This window comes from Fibrobacterota bacterium, from assembly GCA_019509785.1.
Taxonomy (GTDB): Bacteria; Fibrobacterota; Fibrobacteria; order UBA11236; family UBA11236; genus Chersky-265.
Genome location: JAEKLQ010000022.1, coordinates 134891 through 153718, shown reverse-complemented (window position 1 = coordinate 153718; position 18828 = coordinate 134891). Strand labels below are relative to the sequence as shown.

The 18828-nt window shown below is 63.8% G+C and carries 18 protein-coding genes; 11 read left to right on the top strand and 7 right to left on the bottom strand.

The annotated features are described in order from the left end of the window. Window positions 1–70 precede the first annotated feature (70 nt). Both JF616_01965 and mprF read right to left on the bottom strand, forming a co-directional pair. Window positions 71–1504 (bottom strand): virulence factor family protein, encoded by a 1434-nt coding sequence (locus JF616_01965; GenBank protein MBW8886497.1) that lies wholly within the window; start codon window positions 1502–1504, stop codon window positions 71–73. Beyond that, window positions 1501–4080 carry a bifunctional lysylphosphatidylglycerol flippase/synthetase MprF gene (mprF, locus tag JF616_01960; GenBank protein ID MBW8886496.1) on the bottom strand — a complete coding sequence of 860 codons (2580 nt, stop codon included), beginning with the start codon at window positions 4078–4080 and terminating at the stop codon, window positions 1501–1503. The genes JF616_01965 and mprF overlap by 4 nt, the downstream gene beginning before the upstream one ends. 163 nt (window positions 4081–4243) lie before the next feature. Here mprF and JF616_01955 point away from each other — a divergent pair, with 163 nt between their 5' ends. The 3 genes from JF616_01955 (at window position 4244) to JF616_01945 (ending at window position 7745) form a co-directional block, all read left to right on the top strand. After that, window positions 4244–6106: a hypothetical protein gene (locus JF616_01955; protein ID MBW8886495.1), complete on the top strand. Its 1863-nt coding sequence runs from the start codon at window positions 4244–4246 to the stop codon at window positions 6104–6106. A 52-nt stretch (window positions 6107–6158) separates the two neighbouring features. Beyond that, a complete protein-coding gene (locus JF616_01950; GenBank protein MBW8886494.1) occupies window positions 6159–7124 on the top strand; it encodes a hypothetical protein in 966 nt (321 codons plus the stop codon). Between the two features lie 186 nt (window positions 7125–7310). Further along, a complete protein-coding gene (locus JF616_01945; protein MBW8886493.1) occupies window positions 7311–7745 on the top strand; it encodes a YciI family protein in 435 nt (144 codons plus the stop codon). 49 nt (window positions 7746–7794) lie between these two features. Here JF616_01945 and JF616_01940 read toward each other — a convergent pair whose 3' ends face one another. From JF616_01940 to JF616_01930, 3 genes are all read right to left on the bottom strand, one after another. Then, window positions 7795–9072, bottom strand: coding sequence for a VCBS repeat-containing protein (locus tag JF616_01940; protein ID MBW8886492.1), 1278 nt, complete (start codon window positions 9070–9072; stop codon window positions 7795–7797). Window positions 9073–9164: 92 nt separating this feature from the next. Then, window positions 9165–9704, bottom strand: a complete 540-nt coding sequence (locus JF616_01935) for a DUF4337 domain-containing protein (GenBank protein ID MBW8886491.1) — start codon at window positions 9702–9704, stop codon at window positions 9165–9167. Between the two features lie 89 nt (window positions 9705–9793). Further along, window positions 9794–11095, bottom strand: coding sequence for a hypothetical protein (locus JF616_01930; GenBank protein MBW8886490.1), 1302 nt, complete (start codon window positions 11093–11095; stop codon window positions 9794–9796). A gap of 110 nt (window positions 11096–11205) precedes the next feature. On the opposite strand from JF616_01930, the gene JF616_01925 reads away from it, so the two are divergent. Further along, window positions 11206–11634, top strand: coding sequence for a hypothetical protein (locus tag JF616_01925; GenBank protein MBW8886489.1), 429 nt, complete (start codon window positions 11206–11208; stop codon window positions 11632–11634). A gap of 12 nt (window positions 11635–11646) precedes the next feature. On the opposite strand, the gene JF616_01920 is transcribed toward JF616_01925, so the two are convergent. Further along, window positions 11647–12141, bottom strand: coding sequence for a YchJ family protein (locus tag JF616_01920; protein ID MBW8886488.1), 495 nt, complete (start codon window positions 12139–12141; stop codon window positions 11647–11649). 73 nt (window positions 12142–12214) lie between these two features. On the opposite strand from JF616_01920, the gene JF616_01915 reads away from it, so the two are divergent. The 5 genes from JF616_01915 (at window position 12215) to JF616_01895 (ending at window position 17737) form a co-directional block, all read left to right on the top strand. Next, window positions 12215–13027, top strand: a complete 813-nt coding sequence (locus tag JF616_01915) for a PhzF family phenazine biosynthesis protein (GenBank protein ID MBW8886487.1) — start codon at window positions 12215–12217, stop codon at window positions 13025–13027. Window positions 13028–13060: 33 nt separating this feature from the next. Further along, window positions 13061–14281 (top strand): hypothetical protein, encoded by a 1221-nt coding sequence (locus JF616_01910; GenBank protein ID MBW8886486.1) that lies wholly within the window; start codon window positions 13061–13063, stop codon window positions 14279–14281. Between the two features lie 41 nt (window positions 14282–14322). Next, the gene (locus JF616_01905) at window positions 14323–16029 is read left to right on the top strand and encodes a VCBS repeat-containing protein (GenBank protein MBW8886485.1); all 1707 of its coding nucleotides are present in this window, start codon (window positions 14323–14325) and stop codon (window positions 16027–16029) included. A gap of 13 nt (window positions 16030–16042) precedes the next feature. Continuing rightward, the gene (locus tag JF616_01900; protein ID MBW8886484.1) at window positions 16043–16813 is read left to right on the top strand and encodes a hypothetical protein; all 771 of its coding nucleotides are present in this window, start codon (window positions 16043–16045) and stop codon (window positions 16811–16813) included. Window positions 16814–16909: 96 nt separating this feature from the next. Beyond that, window positions 16910–17737 (top strand): DUF1206 domain-containing protein, encoded by an 828-nt coding sequence (locus JF616_01895; protein MBW8886483.1) that lies wholly within the window; start codon window positions 16910–16912, stop codon window positions 17735–17737. 27 nt (window positions 17738–17764) lie between these two features. On the opposite strand, the gene JF616_01890 is transcribed toward JF616_01895, so the two are convergent. Then, the gene (locus JF616_01890) at window positions 17765–18139 is read right to left on the bottom strand and encodes a nuclear transport factor 2 family protein (GenBank protein MBW8886482.1); all 375 of its coding nucleotides are present in this window, start codon (window positions 18137–18139) and stop codon (window positions 17765–17767) included. 88 nt (window positions 18140–18227) lie between these two features. Here JF616_01890 and JF616_01885 point away from each other — a divergent pair, with 88 nt between their 5' ends. Both JF616_01885 and JF616_01880 read left to right on the top strand, forming a co-directional pair. Then, complete coding sequence (locus JF616_01885) at window positions 18228–18524, top strand: DUF2277 domain-containing protein (protein MBW8886481.1); 297 nt, start codon at window positions 18228–18230, stop codon at window positions 18522–18524. Between the two features lie 126 nt (window positions 18525–18650). Next, window positions 18651–18800, top strand: coding sequence for a hypothetical protein (locus JF616_01880; protein MBW8886480.1), 150 nt, complete (start codon window positions 18651–18653; stop codon window positions 18798–18800). Window positions 18801–18828 lie beyond the last annotated feature (28 nt).

The window sequence follows — 18828 nt, the reverse complement described above, 5'->3', positions numbered from 1 at the left end:
AGCTGGCTGGGTGATTGGGAAGATAGCCCGGCCTGGGGCCAGTTTGTCCCCAACTCCGAAGCCTGGGGCTTCAAGGCACAGGCGGAAACAGCGCATCGGCCAAGGCTTTGTAATCGCCCCCGAAATGATGCCCCCCGGTGAAGGATTTCACTTCCGCCAAGGACTTGTCCGCTTCGTTCTTGGCGAGCTCCGGGCAGAGGCTCCCTTTTTCGTCGGTTCCGTAAACGCAAATGATATGCAGGCCCTTCAGCTTGCGCAACTCCGGAAGGACCGGCACGCCTTCGGGTTTCCCGGGGATCCATTCGGTGATGTGGAATTCCAGATCGTAGCGGGTCTCCACGCCCATTAGCCCGATGAGGGAGATCCTCTGCTTGAGGGAGTCCGGCAGCCGGGCCGCCATGGCCGGGAGCCCGTCCGCGCCCAGGCTATAGCCAAGGAGCGCGACCTTTGAGGCATGCCAGCGCTCGCCATAGGCTTGGATCACTTCCGCCAGATCCTGCGACGCGCGCGCTTCGCTTTTCCGCTTCCACAAGTACTTGAGCGAATTCCATCCCACCACCGGGATTCCCCGCCGGGAGAGCTGCTTGGCGAGATCGCGATCGATGCCGGCCCAACCTCCGTCACCGGTAAGGAGGATGGCGAAGAAGGGAGCCCGCGGGCCTTCGGCGGGCACTTCCACCAACGGGAGTTCCCGCGGCAGGCCGGAAGCCCGGGGTTCGGGCGGGGCGCCTCCGGGAGCGATGCGGGCGAAAGCGCGCGTAGCCGACCGCACCGCGGTAAGCCAAGAGGTGTCCGGCAAATCGATCGCTTTCGCTTTCGCGATCACGGCAACGAATGCATTGGCGCTATCGACGGCGCATGCGTTTTGGCTTCCGCCCGATCCTTCGCGCGGGCTTCCGACCGGACCTCCGCCCCGGGTCGTGTCCAGGAGGATCGTCCACGGTTGGCTCAGGCCCGGGAAAGGCAGCAAGTCCATCTCCGTGCCTTCGCGCCGATCCCGCGCGGTCAAGCCCGTGCCCGGGCAAAGCCGCTTAGGCGAAACCAGCCGAGGGCAGAAGCCCAGGCTCACGGCGCCGGCGAAGGTGGCGGGCGGGGACTGGGCCAGGATCGCGTAAGCCATGGCGCCGCCTTCGGCTGAGCCGATCAAGACGGGCATCCGGTAATCGGAGAGGCCCAGCAGCTTCTGGCCGAAATGGCTGAGGCCGTCGAAATCGGCGGCGCAATAGGCGCATTTGCCGTGGGTGGAGGCCATGTCGCGCAGGTAGACCCGCATGTCCACGCCCAGGATCCATGCATTCCCCGAATCGGCCAGTCCGCGCGCGAGCGCCGAGTCGCGGGGGCCCCAGCCGGCCGCACCGGAAATCAACAACGCGACGCGTTCGGGCACCGAGGCCCCGCGGAATACCCGCACGTCGCCGAAGGGGGAGTAGTGGAACGATTCCGCGGAGGCTGTACGGTAAAACGAAATCCCGAGGCAGAGGGACAGGCAAACGACGGCTTTCATTTCCCTATGGCCCCTTTCAATCCTCCCGAGATCAGGGTCGTGACGTTGGCGAGCACCCTCGGCATCGCCATGCCGCCTTGGGCGGCCAGGTAACGGGGCTCCCAGATCGGATCGAACTTCTCCTTGTAATGCCGCAGGCCCTGGAAGTTGTAGAAGCGTTCCCCATGCTGGTATACGAAGGACGCGGCCTTGGCCCAGAAGGGAGCCAAATCGCGGTTCTCCAGGCCCGAGAGCGGCGCCATCCCCAGGTTGAAGCGGGCATAACCTTGATCCCGCCCGTATTGCAGGATGGAGGCGAACAGGAAGTCCATGATCCCCTTGGGGGCGTCGCCCGCGTAGCGCATCAGGTCGACGGAGAGCTCCTGCTTGCCATCGCAGCGCCACAAATTCGCGAAGGCGGCGATCCGGCCTTCCACGCGCGCCACCGCCACCGCGCAGCGCGCCAGATATGCCTGGTCGAAATAGCCCAGGGAAAAGCCTTTTTCGCGGGCGCCCTTGTCCTGCAGCCAGGAATCGGATACCAGCCGCAGCTGGGGTAACGCTTCGGTTACCTGCTCGGGCGGCAGCACGGCGAATTCGACGCCTTCCCGGACGGCCCGGGTGCAATTGGAGCGCAAAGGCTTGAACGCCTTTTTCTCGAGGGAAAAATCCGCCAAGGGAATCAGGGCCTCCTCCCCGAGTTTCAGGAAGGAAAGCCCCGCATCGATATAGGCGGGCAAGTGCGATTGGGTGACCTGGTAGAAAACCATATGCGACGCGTAGCGATCGCAGAGGCCCTTGAAGGCCCAGATGAGCTCGGGCATTTCCACTTCAGGACCCACGGGATCGCCCATGGCCACGCAGGAGCGGCCCGAGGCCGCGAACATGATGAAAGCCTTGCCGTTGGCGCTGAAGAGTAGGGTCTTGTCCCCCACCAGGGCCAGATGGCCATAAGCGGCCCAGTGGGCGCGGGCGATGGCCTGCGCATGATCGAGTGCCGTCGGGCCCGGTTCGGAAACCGCCGCCGAAGGCCGGGCGGCGCGCATGGCCGTCCAGATCCCGTAGAACACCAGGAGGCTGGCTATGCCCACTTCGGCGCGCAGGAAGCGCGAGGCATTGCCGCGCAGGGTGAATTTCCACCATAAATCCTGGCTGTATTCGACGTGCTTGTAGGAAAACAGGCCCAGCCATAGGGCCGCCATCAGGGAAATGGCGATGGCCGCGATCCAGCCGGCGGGGAAATTCTGTTCGCGGATGGAAGCGCGCCGGTTGAAGTAGGGCCGGCCGGGAAGGAGGATCAACCCGATGGAGAACAGCACGCAGGCTTCCTCCACGTCGAACCCCTTCGCCAAGGAGAAAACGGCGCCCGCGCCGAGCGCCCATAGGGCCATGTGGAAGGCGGAATCCAAGCGTAGCTGCAAGCCTCGCGCCAATAGGAGTAGGGCGATACCGCATAGGCTGGCCAGGAAGTGCGAGGTTTCGATCACGGCCAAGGGGAAAATCCGGTTCAGCCACTCCAGGCGGTAGGGTAGGCCGCGGGTCGAACCCGAAAGCAAGAGCACGATGCCGGCGAAGAACACCATGACCGAAGAAACCCCCGGCGCCATGGGGGCCGCGAACTCCCGCACCCAGGCGACGCGACGCCCGAGCCAGACGCGGCCGTTCCAAGCCTCGAAGGCGGCGAAGGTGACGCCTCCCAGCGCCAGCGGACCCAGGTAGTAGAGCGCCCGGAAAGCCAACAACGATCCGAACAGGGCGCTGCGCATCCCCTCATGCGGGATGAAGAGCAGGACCGCGGCTTCGAACACGCCCACCCCGCCGGGGACGTGGCTCAACATCGCCAGGATCTGGGCCGCCATGTAGACGCCCGCCGCCCGCGGCAGGCTGATCCCCAGTTCCGCCGGCAGCATGGCGTAGAAGGCGGCAGCGACGGCAAGCCAATCCAATGCCGATACCAGCGCTTGGAAGATGGCCAGGCCTGGTCCCGGCAGCGCGCGTTCCCATCGGCGGATGCGCAAGGGACGCCCGCGCAATCCGATCGCCAGGCCCACATAGGCCAGGAAAACGGTTTCCATCGCGAAGCCCAGAGGGCGCAGCCCCAGGCCCAGCACAGGTATCTGCCAGGGCAAGGGTTCGAGGATCAAGACCAGGCCCCCGATGGCGAAGAGGCCGATCCAGAAGGTGACCGCCGCGAAGCCGGCGATGGCCGCCGTCTCCACCGCGCTGACGCCGAACAGGGAGTAGATGCGGTAGCGGATCAAGCCGCCGGTCACCGCCCCGAAGCCGATGTTGTTGCTGAAAACGTAGGCCAGGAAAGAGCTGAGGGCGATCTTCGGGTAGGGAATGCTGACGCCGGCGAAGCGGCAGCCCAAGGCATCGTAGCCGGTGAGGGCGGCGTAGGACAGGGCGGTAAAGAAGGCTCCCCGGGCCACGGATGACGCCGGAATGGCCCGCAGGGCCTTGACGATCTCGTGGTAGTGAACCGATCGCAAATCATGGTGGATGAAATAAAGCGCGACCCCGAACAGCGCGGCCAGCAACAACGGAAGGACCTTGCGGGCCAGGGCCTGGGTTTTCAGGGAAATCAATTCCGGCAAGGTGAGGGCTCCATGGGTACCTAATCCCTCAATGTATCCTTTTGGAGCCGGACCTTGCGGATTTTCCCGTGGGGATTTTCCATCCGCGGTTTGGCGCCGGTCCGGGGTGCGAGTAATTTCCCTCCGACGTCCCCGGGATTCCGGATACGGGAGTTAAGCCGGCATGATCCCATTCGGATCCCCATCGCGCTCCGCCTGGCTCGGCTTGTTCCTGATCGCGGGCTGCATCCGGCCCGTGCCACCGCCCGCGGCGCGGGAACGGATCGTACGGAGCAATGTCACGCGCGCCGATTACGTGGGCTCGGCCGCCTGCGCCTCCTGCCATCCCGCCGAGTACGCCGCCTACATGTCCGCGCCGATGCATAACATGACGCGCCGGGCGGACACCGCGCGCATCCTGGCCCCTTTCGATCGCTCTTTCCGCTTCAAGGATGGTTCCGTTTCCCTGGAGATGCGCGAGGGCCATCGTTGGATGCGCATCGGCGCTCCGGGCAAGCCTGAACGCGTATACCGGGTCACCAAGGTGATCGGAGGCCATCATCGCGAGGACTTCGCCGGCGTGGAAGCCGACGGCGATTCGATCACCGAACAGATCCTGCCGGTTTCCTACGTGTACGCGACGGGCGCCTTCCGGTATAAGGGCTATTCGGTGATGGTCCCCGAACGCCCGGGACTCAAGGCGGGGCCCGAATGGCGCGCCACCTGCATCTTCTGCCACAATACCGTGCCTTACCTTTCGACCGCGCTGGGCGCCTGGGCCGGGCCGGGAGGCACGGGCTATCAGGGCCAGATCCTCGACCTTTCCCTGCCCCCCGGGAAGCGCGCGGCGCCGGCCGTCTCCGATTCCGCGGGCCTGCGCGCCGCCTTGGAATCGGAGATCCGATACCTGCATGCATCGCTTCCCGCGCCTGTGGCTTCGACTTCGGCGTGGGTACGCAAGACCATCGCGGCCACCCGCGATCATTTCGGCGAGGGCGACCTGGTCGAACTGGGGATCGGATGCGAGTCCTGCCATGGCGGCTGCGCCGAACATATCCGCGATCCCGCCGTGCGGCCTTCCTTCGCGCCGGTCGCCCCATTCCTGCGACCCCAGGCGCAACTCCAACGCGCCGGCATCGATCCCTCCAAGGCCCATGACGAGCAGGTCATCCGGGCATGCGCGCGTTGCCACCAGGTGCTGTACTCGGGATATCCTTGGACTTGGGAAGGCAAGCGGCGTTCGGATCTCCCGGCCGGGGGAGCGCATATCAATTCCGGGGAAGCCCGCGATATGTTGTTGGGGAATTGCCGCATCGCCTGCAATGCCTGCCACGATCCGCATTCGCATGATCGCGGCGGGGAATTCGCGCGCCTGGAAGGCCCCGCCGGAAACGCGATCTGCCTGAAATGCCATGGCGCCTTCCGCGAACCGGCCGCCTTGCGCGCCCACTCCCGCCACGATCCGCAAGGGCCGGGCGGCCTATGCATGAACTGCCATATGCCCCGCAAGAACATGTCCCTGGACCTTCGGCTTTCCCGCTACCATCGCATCGGCTCGCCCGATGAACCCGCCAAGGTGGAAGGCGATCGGCCCTTGGAATGCGCGCTCTGTCATGGCGATCGCAGCGTGGCGTCCCTGGTGGACACCCTGGAGGCTTGGTGGGGGCATCGCTACGATCGCGCTCGCCTGCGCGGCCTGTACGGCGATCTCGACGCCAATGCCCTGCAAGCGACCTTGCGCCTGGGGAAGCCCCATGAGCAGGCGGTGGCCGCCTACCTGGCTGGAACGCTTGGCCGTAAGGATTGGGCCGGGGACATGGCCGAGGTGCTGACCGATCCGCGTCCCTTGGTGCGCTATTACGCCGACCAGGGATTGGCCCGCCTCCTGGGCGGCCCGTCCCCGGTGGATCTGAACCAGGATACGGCCGCCATTCGCGCGCAAGCCTTGGCCTGGATTACCCGCGCCTCGGGCCAGGATACGGCGGCCGCGCACGCGTCGCCTCCTGCGCCAGTGTTACCACGCATGTTACCGCCCGAACTACATTAGGGCCGGGATGGAAGCCGGAATCGATGCGGGAGCTAATGGCGCTAGCGCGGATATGGACGCTACGTCCGTCGCGGTCGCATTGGCAGCCCTCCGCGCGCGCCTTTCGGCCTTGGAAGAAAACCCCACCGCGGGCGAGGCAGCGGAATTCCTGGCCCGATCGGAAGCGATGGATGAGTTGGAACTGGGAGTATCCCTTCCGCTCGCAAGCCTGGGCTCCGCGCCGGAAGCGGTTGGAGAGGCTGAAGCGGCCGGCGGCCTGGAAGTTGCGGAAGAGCCGAATGCCATCGGTGATCTCGCCGATCTCCGTCGGCGGGCGGAGTCCCTTTTGGCCCGTTGGGAGGCCCTCGATGATTCCCTTTTCCAGGGCTTGCGTCTCGCCTTGCGGGAAGCCCGCGATCCGGGCGCGGCCTTCCGGGGAATGCTGGCAACCTATCTCCCGAGCCGCGCCTTCGAAGGCATCCGCATTAGCCCGGGATACGACGCGCGCGACGCCTTCCTATCCGGCCTCCTGTTGGCGGAGCCCATCCCCGCGCCCGTCCATCCCCTTGAGCCTGGTATGGTTCAACTCCAGAATACCCCGGTCCGCATTCTGCTGGAGCTGATCGAAAAATCGGCCTTAGCGCCTTCGGATACCTTCTACGATATCGGCTCCGGCCTGGGACAGGTCCCGTTGACGGTCCATCTTTTGACGGGGGCCCGCGCCATCGGCATCGAACGCGAGCCCGCCTACGTCGGATACGCGCGCGACCTGGCCGCCGCATTCGGCCTCCCCGCGGTCCGCTTTCAGAGGGTCGATGCCCGCGACGCCGACTACTCCGATGCGAGCGCGCTGTTCCTGTATACCCCGTTCCGGGGGCCCATGCTGGAAGCGGTGTTGGATCGGATTCGCGGCCAATGCCGAGCCGGGGCCCGCATGTTCACTTATGGGCCCGCCTCGGTCGAAATCGCCCGACATGATTGGCTCAAGCCTTTATGGCCTCCCCCGCCGGATGGGCTGGGCGGATTCGCGCTGGCCTGAGCGGGGATTTATAATTCCGGTAGGGCCGATTTTCCGGGCCGGACCGAGCCGCCCCGGCCCGCGTTTTCCAAATTCGGAAGATCGAAAAAAAAATCCGGTGACGTGTCGATTCCGGGCTTTCCCGATCGCCGTATCAGGAGAGGCCCGGGAAAAGGCAGTTCCGCCCCCGGCAACAAGGAGTCGAAAATGAAAGTCATCGTCCTCGTCAAAGCCAGCAAGAATTCCGAAAACGGCGTCATGCCCGATATCAAGCTGCTCACTGAGATGGGCAAATACAACGAAGAACTGGTGAAGGCCGGCATCATGCTCGCGGGCGAAGGATTGCACCCCTCTTCCAAGGGCAAACGCATGGTGATGGGCACCGGCAAACGCACCGTGGTCGACGGGCCTTTCGCGGAAACCAAGGAACTGGTGGCCGGTTTCTGGATGTGGCAGGTGAAGTCCATGGAAGAGGCCGTGGAGTGGGCCCGGCGTTGCCCGGATCCCATGCCCGGCGAGGAGTCCATCCTGGAACTGCGTCAGGTTATGAGCGCCGATGATTTCGGCCCGGCCCTGACCCCGGAATTGAGGGAACAGGAAGAACGATTGCGCGCGGAAGGCGAGCGGATGCTAAGGAAGTAGCGGCGCGAGAGCCGGGCGGCCCGGAAGTGGTCCATTGATGGAACCGCTTCTAGCGCCGCCTGCGTCCTTCGGCTCCGAAAGCCCGCCCCCGGGCCCAGAACCATTCCTCCCCCCCGCCAGGACGTGGACGCATGCCCTGCATGAGCGGTTGGACTAATTGCCTCCGGGGCGACCGCACGGCATCCCCCCATACGGCCGGATTCAGCCACAGTTCCTGCTGCGCATCGTTGGCATCGTCCGCGCTCAGGATGTCCGGATAACCATCGCCATTGACGTCGGCCAACACCGCCTGCCATACGCCGTCGGCGGTGGGCCAGGCCGTTTCGGACCAAGCGTCCCCCTTGCCGCGGTCGGCGTTCCGGAAGATCAGCATCTCCTTCGAACCATGGTGATCGGTCCCGGTGACCACGTCGGGATAACCGTCGTGATCGAGGTCCCCGACTTGGAGGGAGTGCAACCATTGGGCCCGATCCGCGGGCATGATCAAACGCGATGTCCATGGGCCCGCCCGGGGATGGGCGGATGCGAACCAGACCACGGGCATGGGCATGGAGGTATCCGACGGGCCCACCACGATATCGTTGCTGCCGTCGCCATCGAGATCCGCAATGACGACCCGGGTCATGGAGCATCCATATTCGGCGTTGAAGACATGCCGCGGCCAGGCGTCCCGCATCGGATCGGCCGGGGTTTCCAGCCACACCAGCCCGTCGGTGATGTCCAGATCGCCATCACCGTCGATGTCGCCCAACGCGGTGCCTTCGCCCGCGCCGAAGGCCATCTCCAAAATCCGCGTGGACCAGGCATCCGGCGCATCCTGATGGAAGATCGTGAATGCGCTACCGGCTTTCGGGCGCAGTACCGCGTCCACGCGATGATCGCCGTCCAGGTCGCCAACCTTAAAGTCATGCGGGAAGCCGCCGCCCCATCGGCCGATTCGATGGCGCTTCCAGCCCGTCGCGGTCAGCACCTCCGCCTTACCCGGGTTCTCCCACCAATACACGGTGGAATCTCCCATGTCCCGGGCCAGCACGTCGATATCGCCGTCCCCATCCACGTCCGCCGCCTGGATCTCCATCCAGAGATTGCCCGCGGCCTCTATGGTATGGGATTGCAAGGCCGGATAGGACATCCACCGGAGGGCTTGGGGCTCTCGGGCCACCACGATATCGGCGCGACCGTCCCCATCGATGTCGGCGGCCGCGAAGGCGCCGTTATCTCCCGCATGCAGAACGCTTAATTTGAAAGGCGAAGGATCCGCGGCGAGGAGCCTAGCCGGGAGAAGGCAGGATAAGCAGAACGCGAATAATGGCGGGGTGCGATGCATGCATCACCTCGCGGAAACCGGACGTGATCAAGATAATGTCCGTCTAAATATGTTTCCGCGAAGCGCGAAATCAACCCCCTCGGCGCGCGGCATCAGGCCAGGGAAGACACGATCAGGAATCCGATTCCGGCCAAGCCCAGCAGAATACTTCCGAACCACAGGGCCTTTTTTCGGGTCAGGACGGAAATCGCGGATAAGGCGATGCCGATCTGGAAGCAGGTTACGGCGCGCGACTGCGTGGTATGGACCCGCAAATGCGCGGCCGCCTCCTTCTCCAGGTCTTCCGCCTTTTCCTTGATCTCGGTTTGCTCCTGCTTGTATTCCTCCAGCTTCTTGCCGTCTTCCGGATTGGCGGCCTTGCCCAAGGCGTTGAATAGATCGACCTTGGAATTCAGCACTCCCGCCTTGATGCCCTTGCTTTGGTAATAACCCCACTGATCGGATGCTTTCAATTGCACGATCAAGGCCTCGTTGGCATGGTGGCCCGCGAGCATGGAGGCGATGGCCGCCAGCACGGCCAGGATGGCCGCGCTCAGGGCGACCTTGGAGATCCACGCCTCGCGGGATTCGCGGGCATGTTCTTCCAGGGATTCGTGGAGGTGTTCGGTAGGGACTTCGGGTTCTTCGGGCATACGTCCTCGCTGTTATGAGGACGAAAAATAGCACAGCGGGACGGCTTAGGGGACGCGGGCCGCTTTTCCGCGGCGCGGTCCCCGCGCCCTCAGTTCATCTTCTTGATTTCGCTTAAGTGGTAGGTCAAGGTCTGCGGCGCCGTGTCGGCCACTCCGCCCGGGTTCCACGGCACCGTCCCCGTTTCGCCCACCGACGTCTTACGCGCGAAGCCGTCGAAGATGGCGGCATGATCGTAGCCTTGCAGGCTCAAGCTACCGTCGGCATTGCCCTCGGCGAAGAAAATGACGGGAACCTCGGGCGGGGCCAAGGCGCCGTCGGTCGGATAGGCGTTGACGTTGGCGGCCACCACGTTGTCCCCGATGAGGTACAACTCCAGGCGCATGCCGTAGGTCCCGCGGGCCCAGGCTTGATCGATGGCCACGGCGAACTCGTAAGTCTCGCGCATGACGTCCTCGCCCTCCCGGTAGGGTACCGCGGTCGCTTTCAGGAAGGGAACCCGGATGTAAGCGGAGGAATCGGAGGAGAGCAGGTCGGGCGTAACGCTGGAGTTACTGCTATCCCCGGCCCCGGCGAAAAGCAGATCCTGGGGGTTGAAGACGAGAAGCACGTTCCAGCGGCCCGACGGAAGGTACCGGATGGTGGGATGGCCCAGCGAGTCCCGGCCCGTGGTGTCGGCGATGGTGGTGGTACTATCCAGATCGGCCTCGGTCAGATGGAGGGGCCGCAGGAAGCGGAACCAGGTGCCGCCGTTGTTCTTGCGGACCACGGCATCCTCGGCGGGGCCTTGCAGCAACGAGGTCGAGGGCCGGGTGATGTAATAGAAATTGTCGTCGCGGGTGCTGTTGGGATAGCTATGCCGCTCGATGTAGCCGTCATGGGTATAGGCCGTATCCCCGCCGGGGAGCGGGATGGCGGACCGGACCCGGAAGAATGGAGCCCAATTCACGACCACCCAGTTGTAGGCGCCGGTATCGCGGACGGTGAAGGGTTGGCTGGAAGCCATCCTGGCGATGCTGGCGGGATCGCAGAAGTCGATGAAATGCGAACGCCAGGCCGGATCGCGGGCCAGGGTGGAATCGATGGCGTTATGATCGCCCATATCGTGCTGGCTGAAGAGGGACAGCGCGCCCGAGATGTTCGACCAACCGCTCCCGCTGGTGGTCAAATCCTTGGCGATGGAAATGTCCGCGATCGCCACCTGGAAGCTTTTCACCCCGTCGGCCCCGCTGGGAGCGACGCGCGCCAGGGAATGCTCGGCGCCATTCACGCTAGGCTCGAGTTGGATGCGGCCGCCCCGGGCTTCTCCGCTTCCGGAGGATCCCGAATCGAAGCATCCGGCCCCGAACAGCAAGGCCGCGCCAACCGTAGCCCACTTGATTCCAGATCGCATAGCTGCCTCGCGGAACGGGTCCGCCCGGATGGTAAAGGGTGGCCCGTGCCGGGGTCAAGCAATCATGGTTATTTTTCCCCTCCAAGCCGGTGAACCGGCGCGGAGGCCGCATGCTCGGAATGAAGACGTACCCCAAGGACTATATCGCCGCGTGCAAGAAACGCGTGGACGCCAACGTTAAGGCATGGCGCAAGCAAGCCGGGAAGCCCCCGGATCCCGAATTCGAGAAGCGCTTTTTCAACGATCAAACCCTCTTGCTCGACTACATGTTCGTGCACCGCCTATCGGGGGCCGAAGGCAAGGATGGCAACCCCCTCAACGAGGTACGCGTGCTTTGCAATTCGCTCTTGCTCAACGATGGAAAGGTGCAGGTGGAGAAAAAACCGGATTGGCCCACATCCGCCGTCTCCGGATTGAAGCTGCCCGCGGAGAAATCCGTCTTGGGGTTGAAGAACGGGGACGCGATCGGATTGACGGAGGGGGACTTCCTTAAACTCTCCAAGGCCTTCTTTACCGAACTGGAGAGGAAATACTCCTGACCGGCCCCGGCATCAGGCTCCGTGGCACTTCTTGAATTTCTTCCCGCTCCCGCAAGGGCAGGCGTCGTTGCGGCCCACCTTCGGCGCTTCGTTGCGCACGGTTTTCACCGCCGGTGTCGTCCCGTCCTCGAAATACCAGCGGCCGTCTATTTTCACGAAGGTGGCCAACTCATCATGCCGCTGTTCCTCGCCTTTATCCTTGTACCTGGCCGTGAATTCGACCGTTCCGGTATCGTCCCCGGGACCGCCCTTTTCCGTCCTTACTATCTCCAGGCTCAGCCATTCCGATTTGCGGGACCAATCCTCTATGCCTTGCCGATCGAACTCCTTGCGGCGCGAAGGCGCGATGGTATTGTAGATGTAATCGACGTCGTGCGTCGCGAAAGCCGTGTAGCGCGCCCGCATCAGGGCCTCGGGAGTGGCCGGCGCGACGGCGCCGGAAAGCGCGGGGCCGCAGCATTCGGAAAACGGTTTCTGCGAGCCGCAGGGGCAAGATTGCGTGGTCATGGATCGGGCCTTCCGGATGGGGTCGGTCGGGAAATCTAGTCAAGGATTTATGTTTTGAAACCAAGGAGGCCTTATGGCGGTGAACGAGAACCTGACCCAGCGCGGCCCCATCCCGTTGTTCACCGTGGACGCCTTCGCCGACGCGCGGTTCCAGGGCAATCCCGCCGCCGTTTGCCCCTTGGAAGCCTGGCTTCCGGATGCGGTCATGCAGAAGATGGCCGCCGAACACAACCTTTCCGAAACCGCTTTCCTGGTGCCCGACTCCGGCGGATACCATCTTCGCTGGTTCACGCCCGTGGCGGAAGTCGAACTTTGCGGCCACGCCACCCTCGCCTCGGCATTCGTGGTATTCGAAAGGATGGGATTCCCCGGGACACGCGTGGAGTTCCATACCCTGAGCGGAACGCTCACGGTTGAGCGCCGCGACGGCGGGTATGAGATGGATTTCCCCGCGCAAGCGCCCCTTCCCTGCCCTATGCCGCCCGAGGTGGCCGAAGCCCTGGGGCGTTCCGATCTGCCCTGCTTCCGCGCCGATGATTATCTGGTCGCTATGGCTTCCGAAGCCGAAGTGCGGGCCGCATCGCCACGCATGGAGGGATTGCGGCATATCGATTTGCGAGGATTGATCCTGACCGCCCCGGGCGACAGCGTTGATTTCGTTTCCCGTTTCTTCGCCCCGAAGTTCGGCATCGACGAGGATCCGGTTACGGGGTCGGCCCATTGCATTTTGGCGCCTTATTGGGCCCCGCGCCTGGGTAAGACGGAGATGCAGGCACGCCAGGTCTCCGCTCGCGGCGGCTCATTGCGGGTCCGGCTCGCCGGCCCCAGGGTCTTTATCGGCGGAAGGACGGTACTCTACTCCGAGGGCCGCATCCTTCCGGCTTGAATCGCCTTTTGGCAGGATCAGAAAGGAAACCCCATGGCCGCAAATGATGCATCGACCAAGGACCTAGCCATCCGGACGCCGGAGGTGTACGGGACCTCGAAAGCCTACCGGATGGGCTTGGGAACCATCCTCGCTCTCCTGGCCCTTGGCGCGCTCGGCTTCGCGGTATATGGCCTCGTCGGCGGGGATTTCCATAGCTGGACCCAGCGCGCCATCATATGCGTGAGCTGCCTGGCCGTCGCTCTGCTCGTATCCGCCGGCTTGGTTTCCACCTTTCGATACCGCATCGAAGTATGTTCCGATCGGTTGGTACGGAAAGGCGCATTCGGTTCCCGCGAGATGCGGCTCGAAGCGATCGCGGGCATCCGCACCATCCAGACGAAAAACTCCCGCACCCTGGTCTTCCTCCCGAAAGATCCGGGCGGCAAGAAGATCAAGATCAACCTGATGATGCCCCGCAGCAAGGAATTCCAGGCCTGGGCCCGCGGGAACTTCCGGGACTTGGACGCGGAGGAAAGGGAAGCCGATCTGCGGAAGATCCTGGCGGACGAATCGCTGGGCGGCGACGCGGAGACGCGCGGGCGAAAATACCGTTTCGCCATGCGCCTCACGAGGCTGGTGAACGGCGCCGGCACCGTCGCCTTGCTGTGGGCCTTCTTCTATCCATCGCCTTATGAAGTCGTCATTTGGATCCTCATCAGCCTGCCTTTCGCCGCCTTCGCCACGGCATCAATGTTCCCCGACCTGGTCCGATTCAACGGACCTCCCAAAGGCGCCTATCCCATCCTGTCCCCTGTCGTCACCCTGGCCGCCATAGGCCTTGCCTTAAGGGCCTTTATCGACCGGGACATCTTGGCCTGGGATCGGTTCTGGACGCCTTTCACGATCGTCTCCGGATTGCTTTTCGCCTCCCTGCTCCTCCGCTTCCCGGAGATTCGGCGCAAGCCCCGCAACGCGCTTTTTCCCATTATCCTGGCCGCCGCTTACGGCTATGGCGCGACCATCTCGTATAATTGCCTGGAAGATCATGCACGGGCGAAAAAGTACCGCGCCGAAGTCGAGGAAAAGTGGGCCTCCCATGGGAAAACCACTACCTACTACCTGAAGCTTTCCCCATGGGGCCCCCGCAGCGTTCCCAAAGATGTCACCGTAAGCGAGAGCGCGTATGCTCAGGCCCAACGAGGGGACAGCGTAAGCGTATGGCTGCGGAACGGGGCCCTGGGGATCCCGTGGTTCACGGTGCAGGTGGATTGAAAATCCTTTCCCTCTTCCGGATAGGACCCTAATTTCGGACTATGCGCCCAACCTTTCCGCATCTGACGGCGCCGGCGGTCTTGTCCGTGGTTTGCGCCTTGGCATCGCCCCTTGTCCTTCCGGAAGCCGCCCAGGCCGAAGCCGTATCCCTTCCCGTCTTGAAAACCACCCTTCCCGCCAGTTGGGACGAAAGCTGGTTCGGCTCGCCGGTGGCCTATGATCTCGACGGCGACGGCGCGATGGAGATCATCGCCGCGCGCCATAGCGTGCTCTACGTGTGGAACGCCAAGGGCGAAATCGCCTGGCGCGCAGCCGTGGGACAGAACGGCGTCCAGGAGGAAGTGCACGGGTCCGCGCGCCAGTACGCGGGACCCGTGGTTGGGGCTTTCGCGCCCAAGGGCAAGGGCCGCATCGCCGTGGCTTACGACAACAAGGTGGCGGTATACGATGAGGCGGGCCGGGTCCTCCCCGGATGGCCGCAAACCTTCCCGGGCCCGGCCAGTGAAATCCGCTCCCTGGCCGCTGCCGATCTCGATGGCGACGACACCCTCGAAATCGTGGCCGTGAAATCGGGCGCGGGACCTGCGACCATGGCCTGGAAGCTCGATGGCAGCGCCCTTCCCGGTTGGCCCCAAGCCAAGGATTGCGACCAGTGCAATCAATACGGCGGCTATAACCAGAATCTCGGCATCGCGGATCTGGACGGCGATGGAAAGCCCGAAGTCGTGTCCACTTATGACGCATCTTACCTCGGGATCATGGAAGCGGACGGGAAACCGGCGCCGGCGGAGAACGGGTTCGCGGGGCCCTGGGCCTCCAGCGTCCCCATGTTCCACGACTTAAAGCTGGCCCAGCAGGGCTGGGGCGCTGACGGGAACGATCGCGACGAATTCACCTATTCCCCGCCCTCCTTCGCCGACCTCGATGGCGATGGCAAGCCCGAAGTCATCCTTTACTCCTCCCACCGCAAAGCCGGGGATACGGCGGCCCTGGGCAATTGCCTCTGGGCTCTGCACGTCGATATGACCCGGGCCAAAGGCTTCGAAAAGCCATTGTGTTCGGATGCGCCCATCTTTACGGGTTATTACAACAATGTCGTGGAGACGGCGCCGGCGCCGGCCATCGGGAACCTCGCCGGGGACGCGCGCCCCGAAATCGTGGCGGCAAGCAACGACGGGCATCTCCGCGCCTTCTCTCCGGACGGAACGCTGCTCTGGACCTATACGTACGACGTGCAAGGCGAACCCTGGATCATGGCATCGGAGCCCGTCATCGGGGATCTCAACGGGGACGGCGTTGCGGAAGTCGTCCTCACCACCTATAGCGTGGATCAAGGCGTATCGCATCTGATCATCCTGGATAACCAGGGGCGCCTGCAACGCACGGTCACCTTGGACAAGCGCGGGGCCATGGCTTCCCCCGCCCTCGCGGACGTGGACGGCGATGATAAGCTCGACATCCTGATCAGCCTGAAGGACGTGGTAGGCGGCGGGTTGGGAGGAGTGCAGATCTGGACGGTCGCGAGCGCCGGCGATGCCCGGCCGGATTGGCCCATGGCGCGAGGCAATGCGCTCCGGACCGGCGTGGGCGACATCGGTGCGGGGACGCTTTCCTTACGGCGCCCGGCCTCCCGTTTCGTCCCGCGCCTGCGTCCATCGCCCCTCGGGCCCTGGTTCGATGCCCTGGGGCTTCCGGCCCGCGGTCCCAAGGCATCTCTCCCGCGCATATTGATGGGCCCGGCCGAATAGTTACCTTGACCCCATGCCCCCGACCCGATCATCCGAAGACGCGGACCATTCCGCCAAGGTCCCCGAAGCCACCCTGCTCTTCTGGACCCTGAAGATCCTCGCGACCACCCTGGGCGAAACCGGCGGCGACGCGGTGACCATGACCATGAATCTGGGTTACCTGGCGGGTACGGCCATCTTCGCGGTCGTATTCGTGATCGCCGTCGCGGGTCAAATCGCCGCCCGCCGCTTCCATCCTTGGCTGTACTGGCTCACCATCATCGCCACCACCACGGTGGGCACCACCCTCGCCGACTATGCCGATCGATCCCTGGGAATCGGATACGCCGGGGGATCTACGCTTCTGCTGGCGCTGTTGCTCGCGTCCCTGGCGACCTGGCGCTTCAGCCTGGGTTCGGTCTCCATCGCCTCGGTTTCCGGGCCTAAATCCGAAGCGTTCTATTGGATCACCATCCTTTTTTCGCAAACCTTAGGCACGGCCCTGGGGGATTGGACCGCGGATAGCGCGGGCCTCGGTTATGCGGGAAGCGCTTTCCTCTTTGGCGGCGCCCTGGCCCTGGTCGCCGCCGCCTATGCCTTCACCGGGTTCTCCCGGACGGTCCTGTTCTGGATCGCCTTCGTGCTCACGCGACCCTTGGGAGCCGTGGTCGGGGATTTCCTCGACAAGCCTCTGGCCAAAGGCGGATTGGACTTGAGCCGGTATTCCGCCTCGCTCGTCCTCGTGGCCGCCATGGCCGCTTGCATCCTGATCTTCCGACAGCGTCCCGCCTCCCGCGCCCACTGAGGGTTCTTCCCGAACGTTTCCTTGCCCGTCGATGCGGGCCAGATATACCCGGCGCTAGCCTCTTCCCCGCCGCCCGCCCTATCTTTATCTTGAGTCATGGCCAACGCGCGCGATCCCGCGGCCGATCGGGCCGGTCCGGTATTGCGTTTCTGCGCCCGCGCCGGATGCGTTTCCATCGGCGCCGTGTATGCCTTGATCGGAACGTGGGCCCAGTTGGCGTTACTGCGGCTGGCCCGGCCCGCCGCGGACGAAGAGCGCATCCTGCAACGCCTGCGGGAATTCCCGGCCGGCACGGCCTTGGTCATCGCCATCTGCCTTGGCGTGTTCGGCTACATGGCATGGCGGTTGTACGAAGCCGCGCGCGATCCTTACGGCCTCGACGCCGGCCCGGCCGGCCTCATCGATCGCTCCACGACCGTGGTGGGGGCGTTTACCTATGGGCTCATCGCTGTTTCCGCCCTCAAGGTGCTGGCCGGCCGCGGAGGCCATGGCGAGCAAAGCCAACGCGATCTCGTCGCGCGCGTATTCCAATGGCACGACGGCCGTTGGCTGGTGGGCGCGTTCGGTGTCGTCATCGTGCTGGTCGGCTTTTACCAATTCGTTTACATCGCCGCAGGCAATCATCGGATCCGCATCCGCATGGATCGCCTGGCGGCCCCCGTCCGCCCTTGCGTGGACGCCCTCGCATGGGCGGGATTCGCGGCCCGCGGCGTCATCCTTTGGGTGCTGGGCGGATGCCTGGCCAAGGCGGCATGGGCTTCCGACCCGTCGAAAGTGCGGGACACCGATAGCGCCTTCGATTTCCTGGGCAGCCTGAACCACAAGGCCTTCGCCGCGGTGGCGATCGGAACCATCGCTTACGGGGCCTTCTTGTGGATCAACGCTGCGTTCTACCGCTTCGGCCGCGACTCCGCAAACGCGTAAATGCTTCCTTCCGATTCAAGCTTGGCCTTACTGGCCTAGCATGAAACAGCCCCCGGCGACCACTTTCAAACCATCCGCGAACTCTTTCCAAACCCGGAGATAGCGGAACCTGCCTTGGATGGGATTCCCTAACATGGTTCCTTTCGTTTCATAGACCACGACTACCGTAGCGACGTCGCCCGATATCCTTACCTCCTCGATGGAGGGGATCAGATGATCGACGGTCATGTCGCCTCTTCTATGGGAGTCCAAATCCATCTGCTTGGTAATGAGTTGCCCATTGGGAGCCAGGAAAATCAGATCATCATGCAGGGCGGCCTCTAAAAAGGAGATGTCGTCCTTTTTGATCGCCTCGATAAGGTCGCTTTCGATCGCGAGGATCGCGGATTTCTCGATTGCCATCGTTTCCCCTTCGCTTAACGCCATGCGGAATATATCAACAAGGCCCCGCGGCAAGCCCGTCCCGCCAAGTCGATGTAAATTGGGATCCATGTGCCGCAACATCCGTACCCTGTTCAATTTCGCCCCGCCGGCCACCGAAGAGGAAATCCGCGCTTCGGCCGTGCAATTCGTCCGCAAGCTGAGCGGTTTCGCCAGGCCCTCGCAAGCCAATCAGGCCGCCTTCGACCTGGCCGTGGATCAAATCCACGCATCGGCCCGGGAGCTGATCCGCTCCCTGGTAACCTCCGCGCCTCCCCGTGATCGCGAAGTCGAGAAGGCCAAGCTCATGGAAGCCTCGCGCCTTCGTTTCCGTAATCGCGAACCCGACGCCGGCCTCCTCGGCTGATTCCCCTCCCGCTCCCTTCCGGAAAAATTCCCGGGCATCGGAAATTTCGATGTACCCGATCTTCCGGCTATGGTGTCTATACCTCCGAACGGCCCAATGCCGGGCCGCTCGCAAAGGAGTACATCCATGAGCCAGAAAGTCACCATCCCCGCGGGCCTGGGCTTCGATCTCAATAAGAAGCACAACATCGCGGACAAGATCATCGCGTCCATGCGGCATGCGCCCTGCACCTCGGCGGTGGACGTACGCTTCAAGGACATGAGCGGATCCGTCTGACCGGATCGCCTCGCGGGAACCCAGCTTG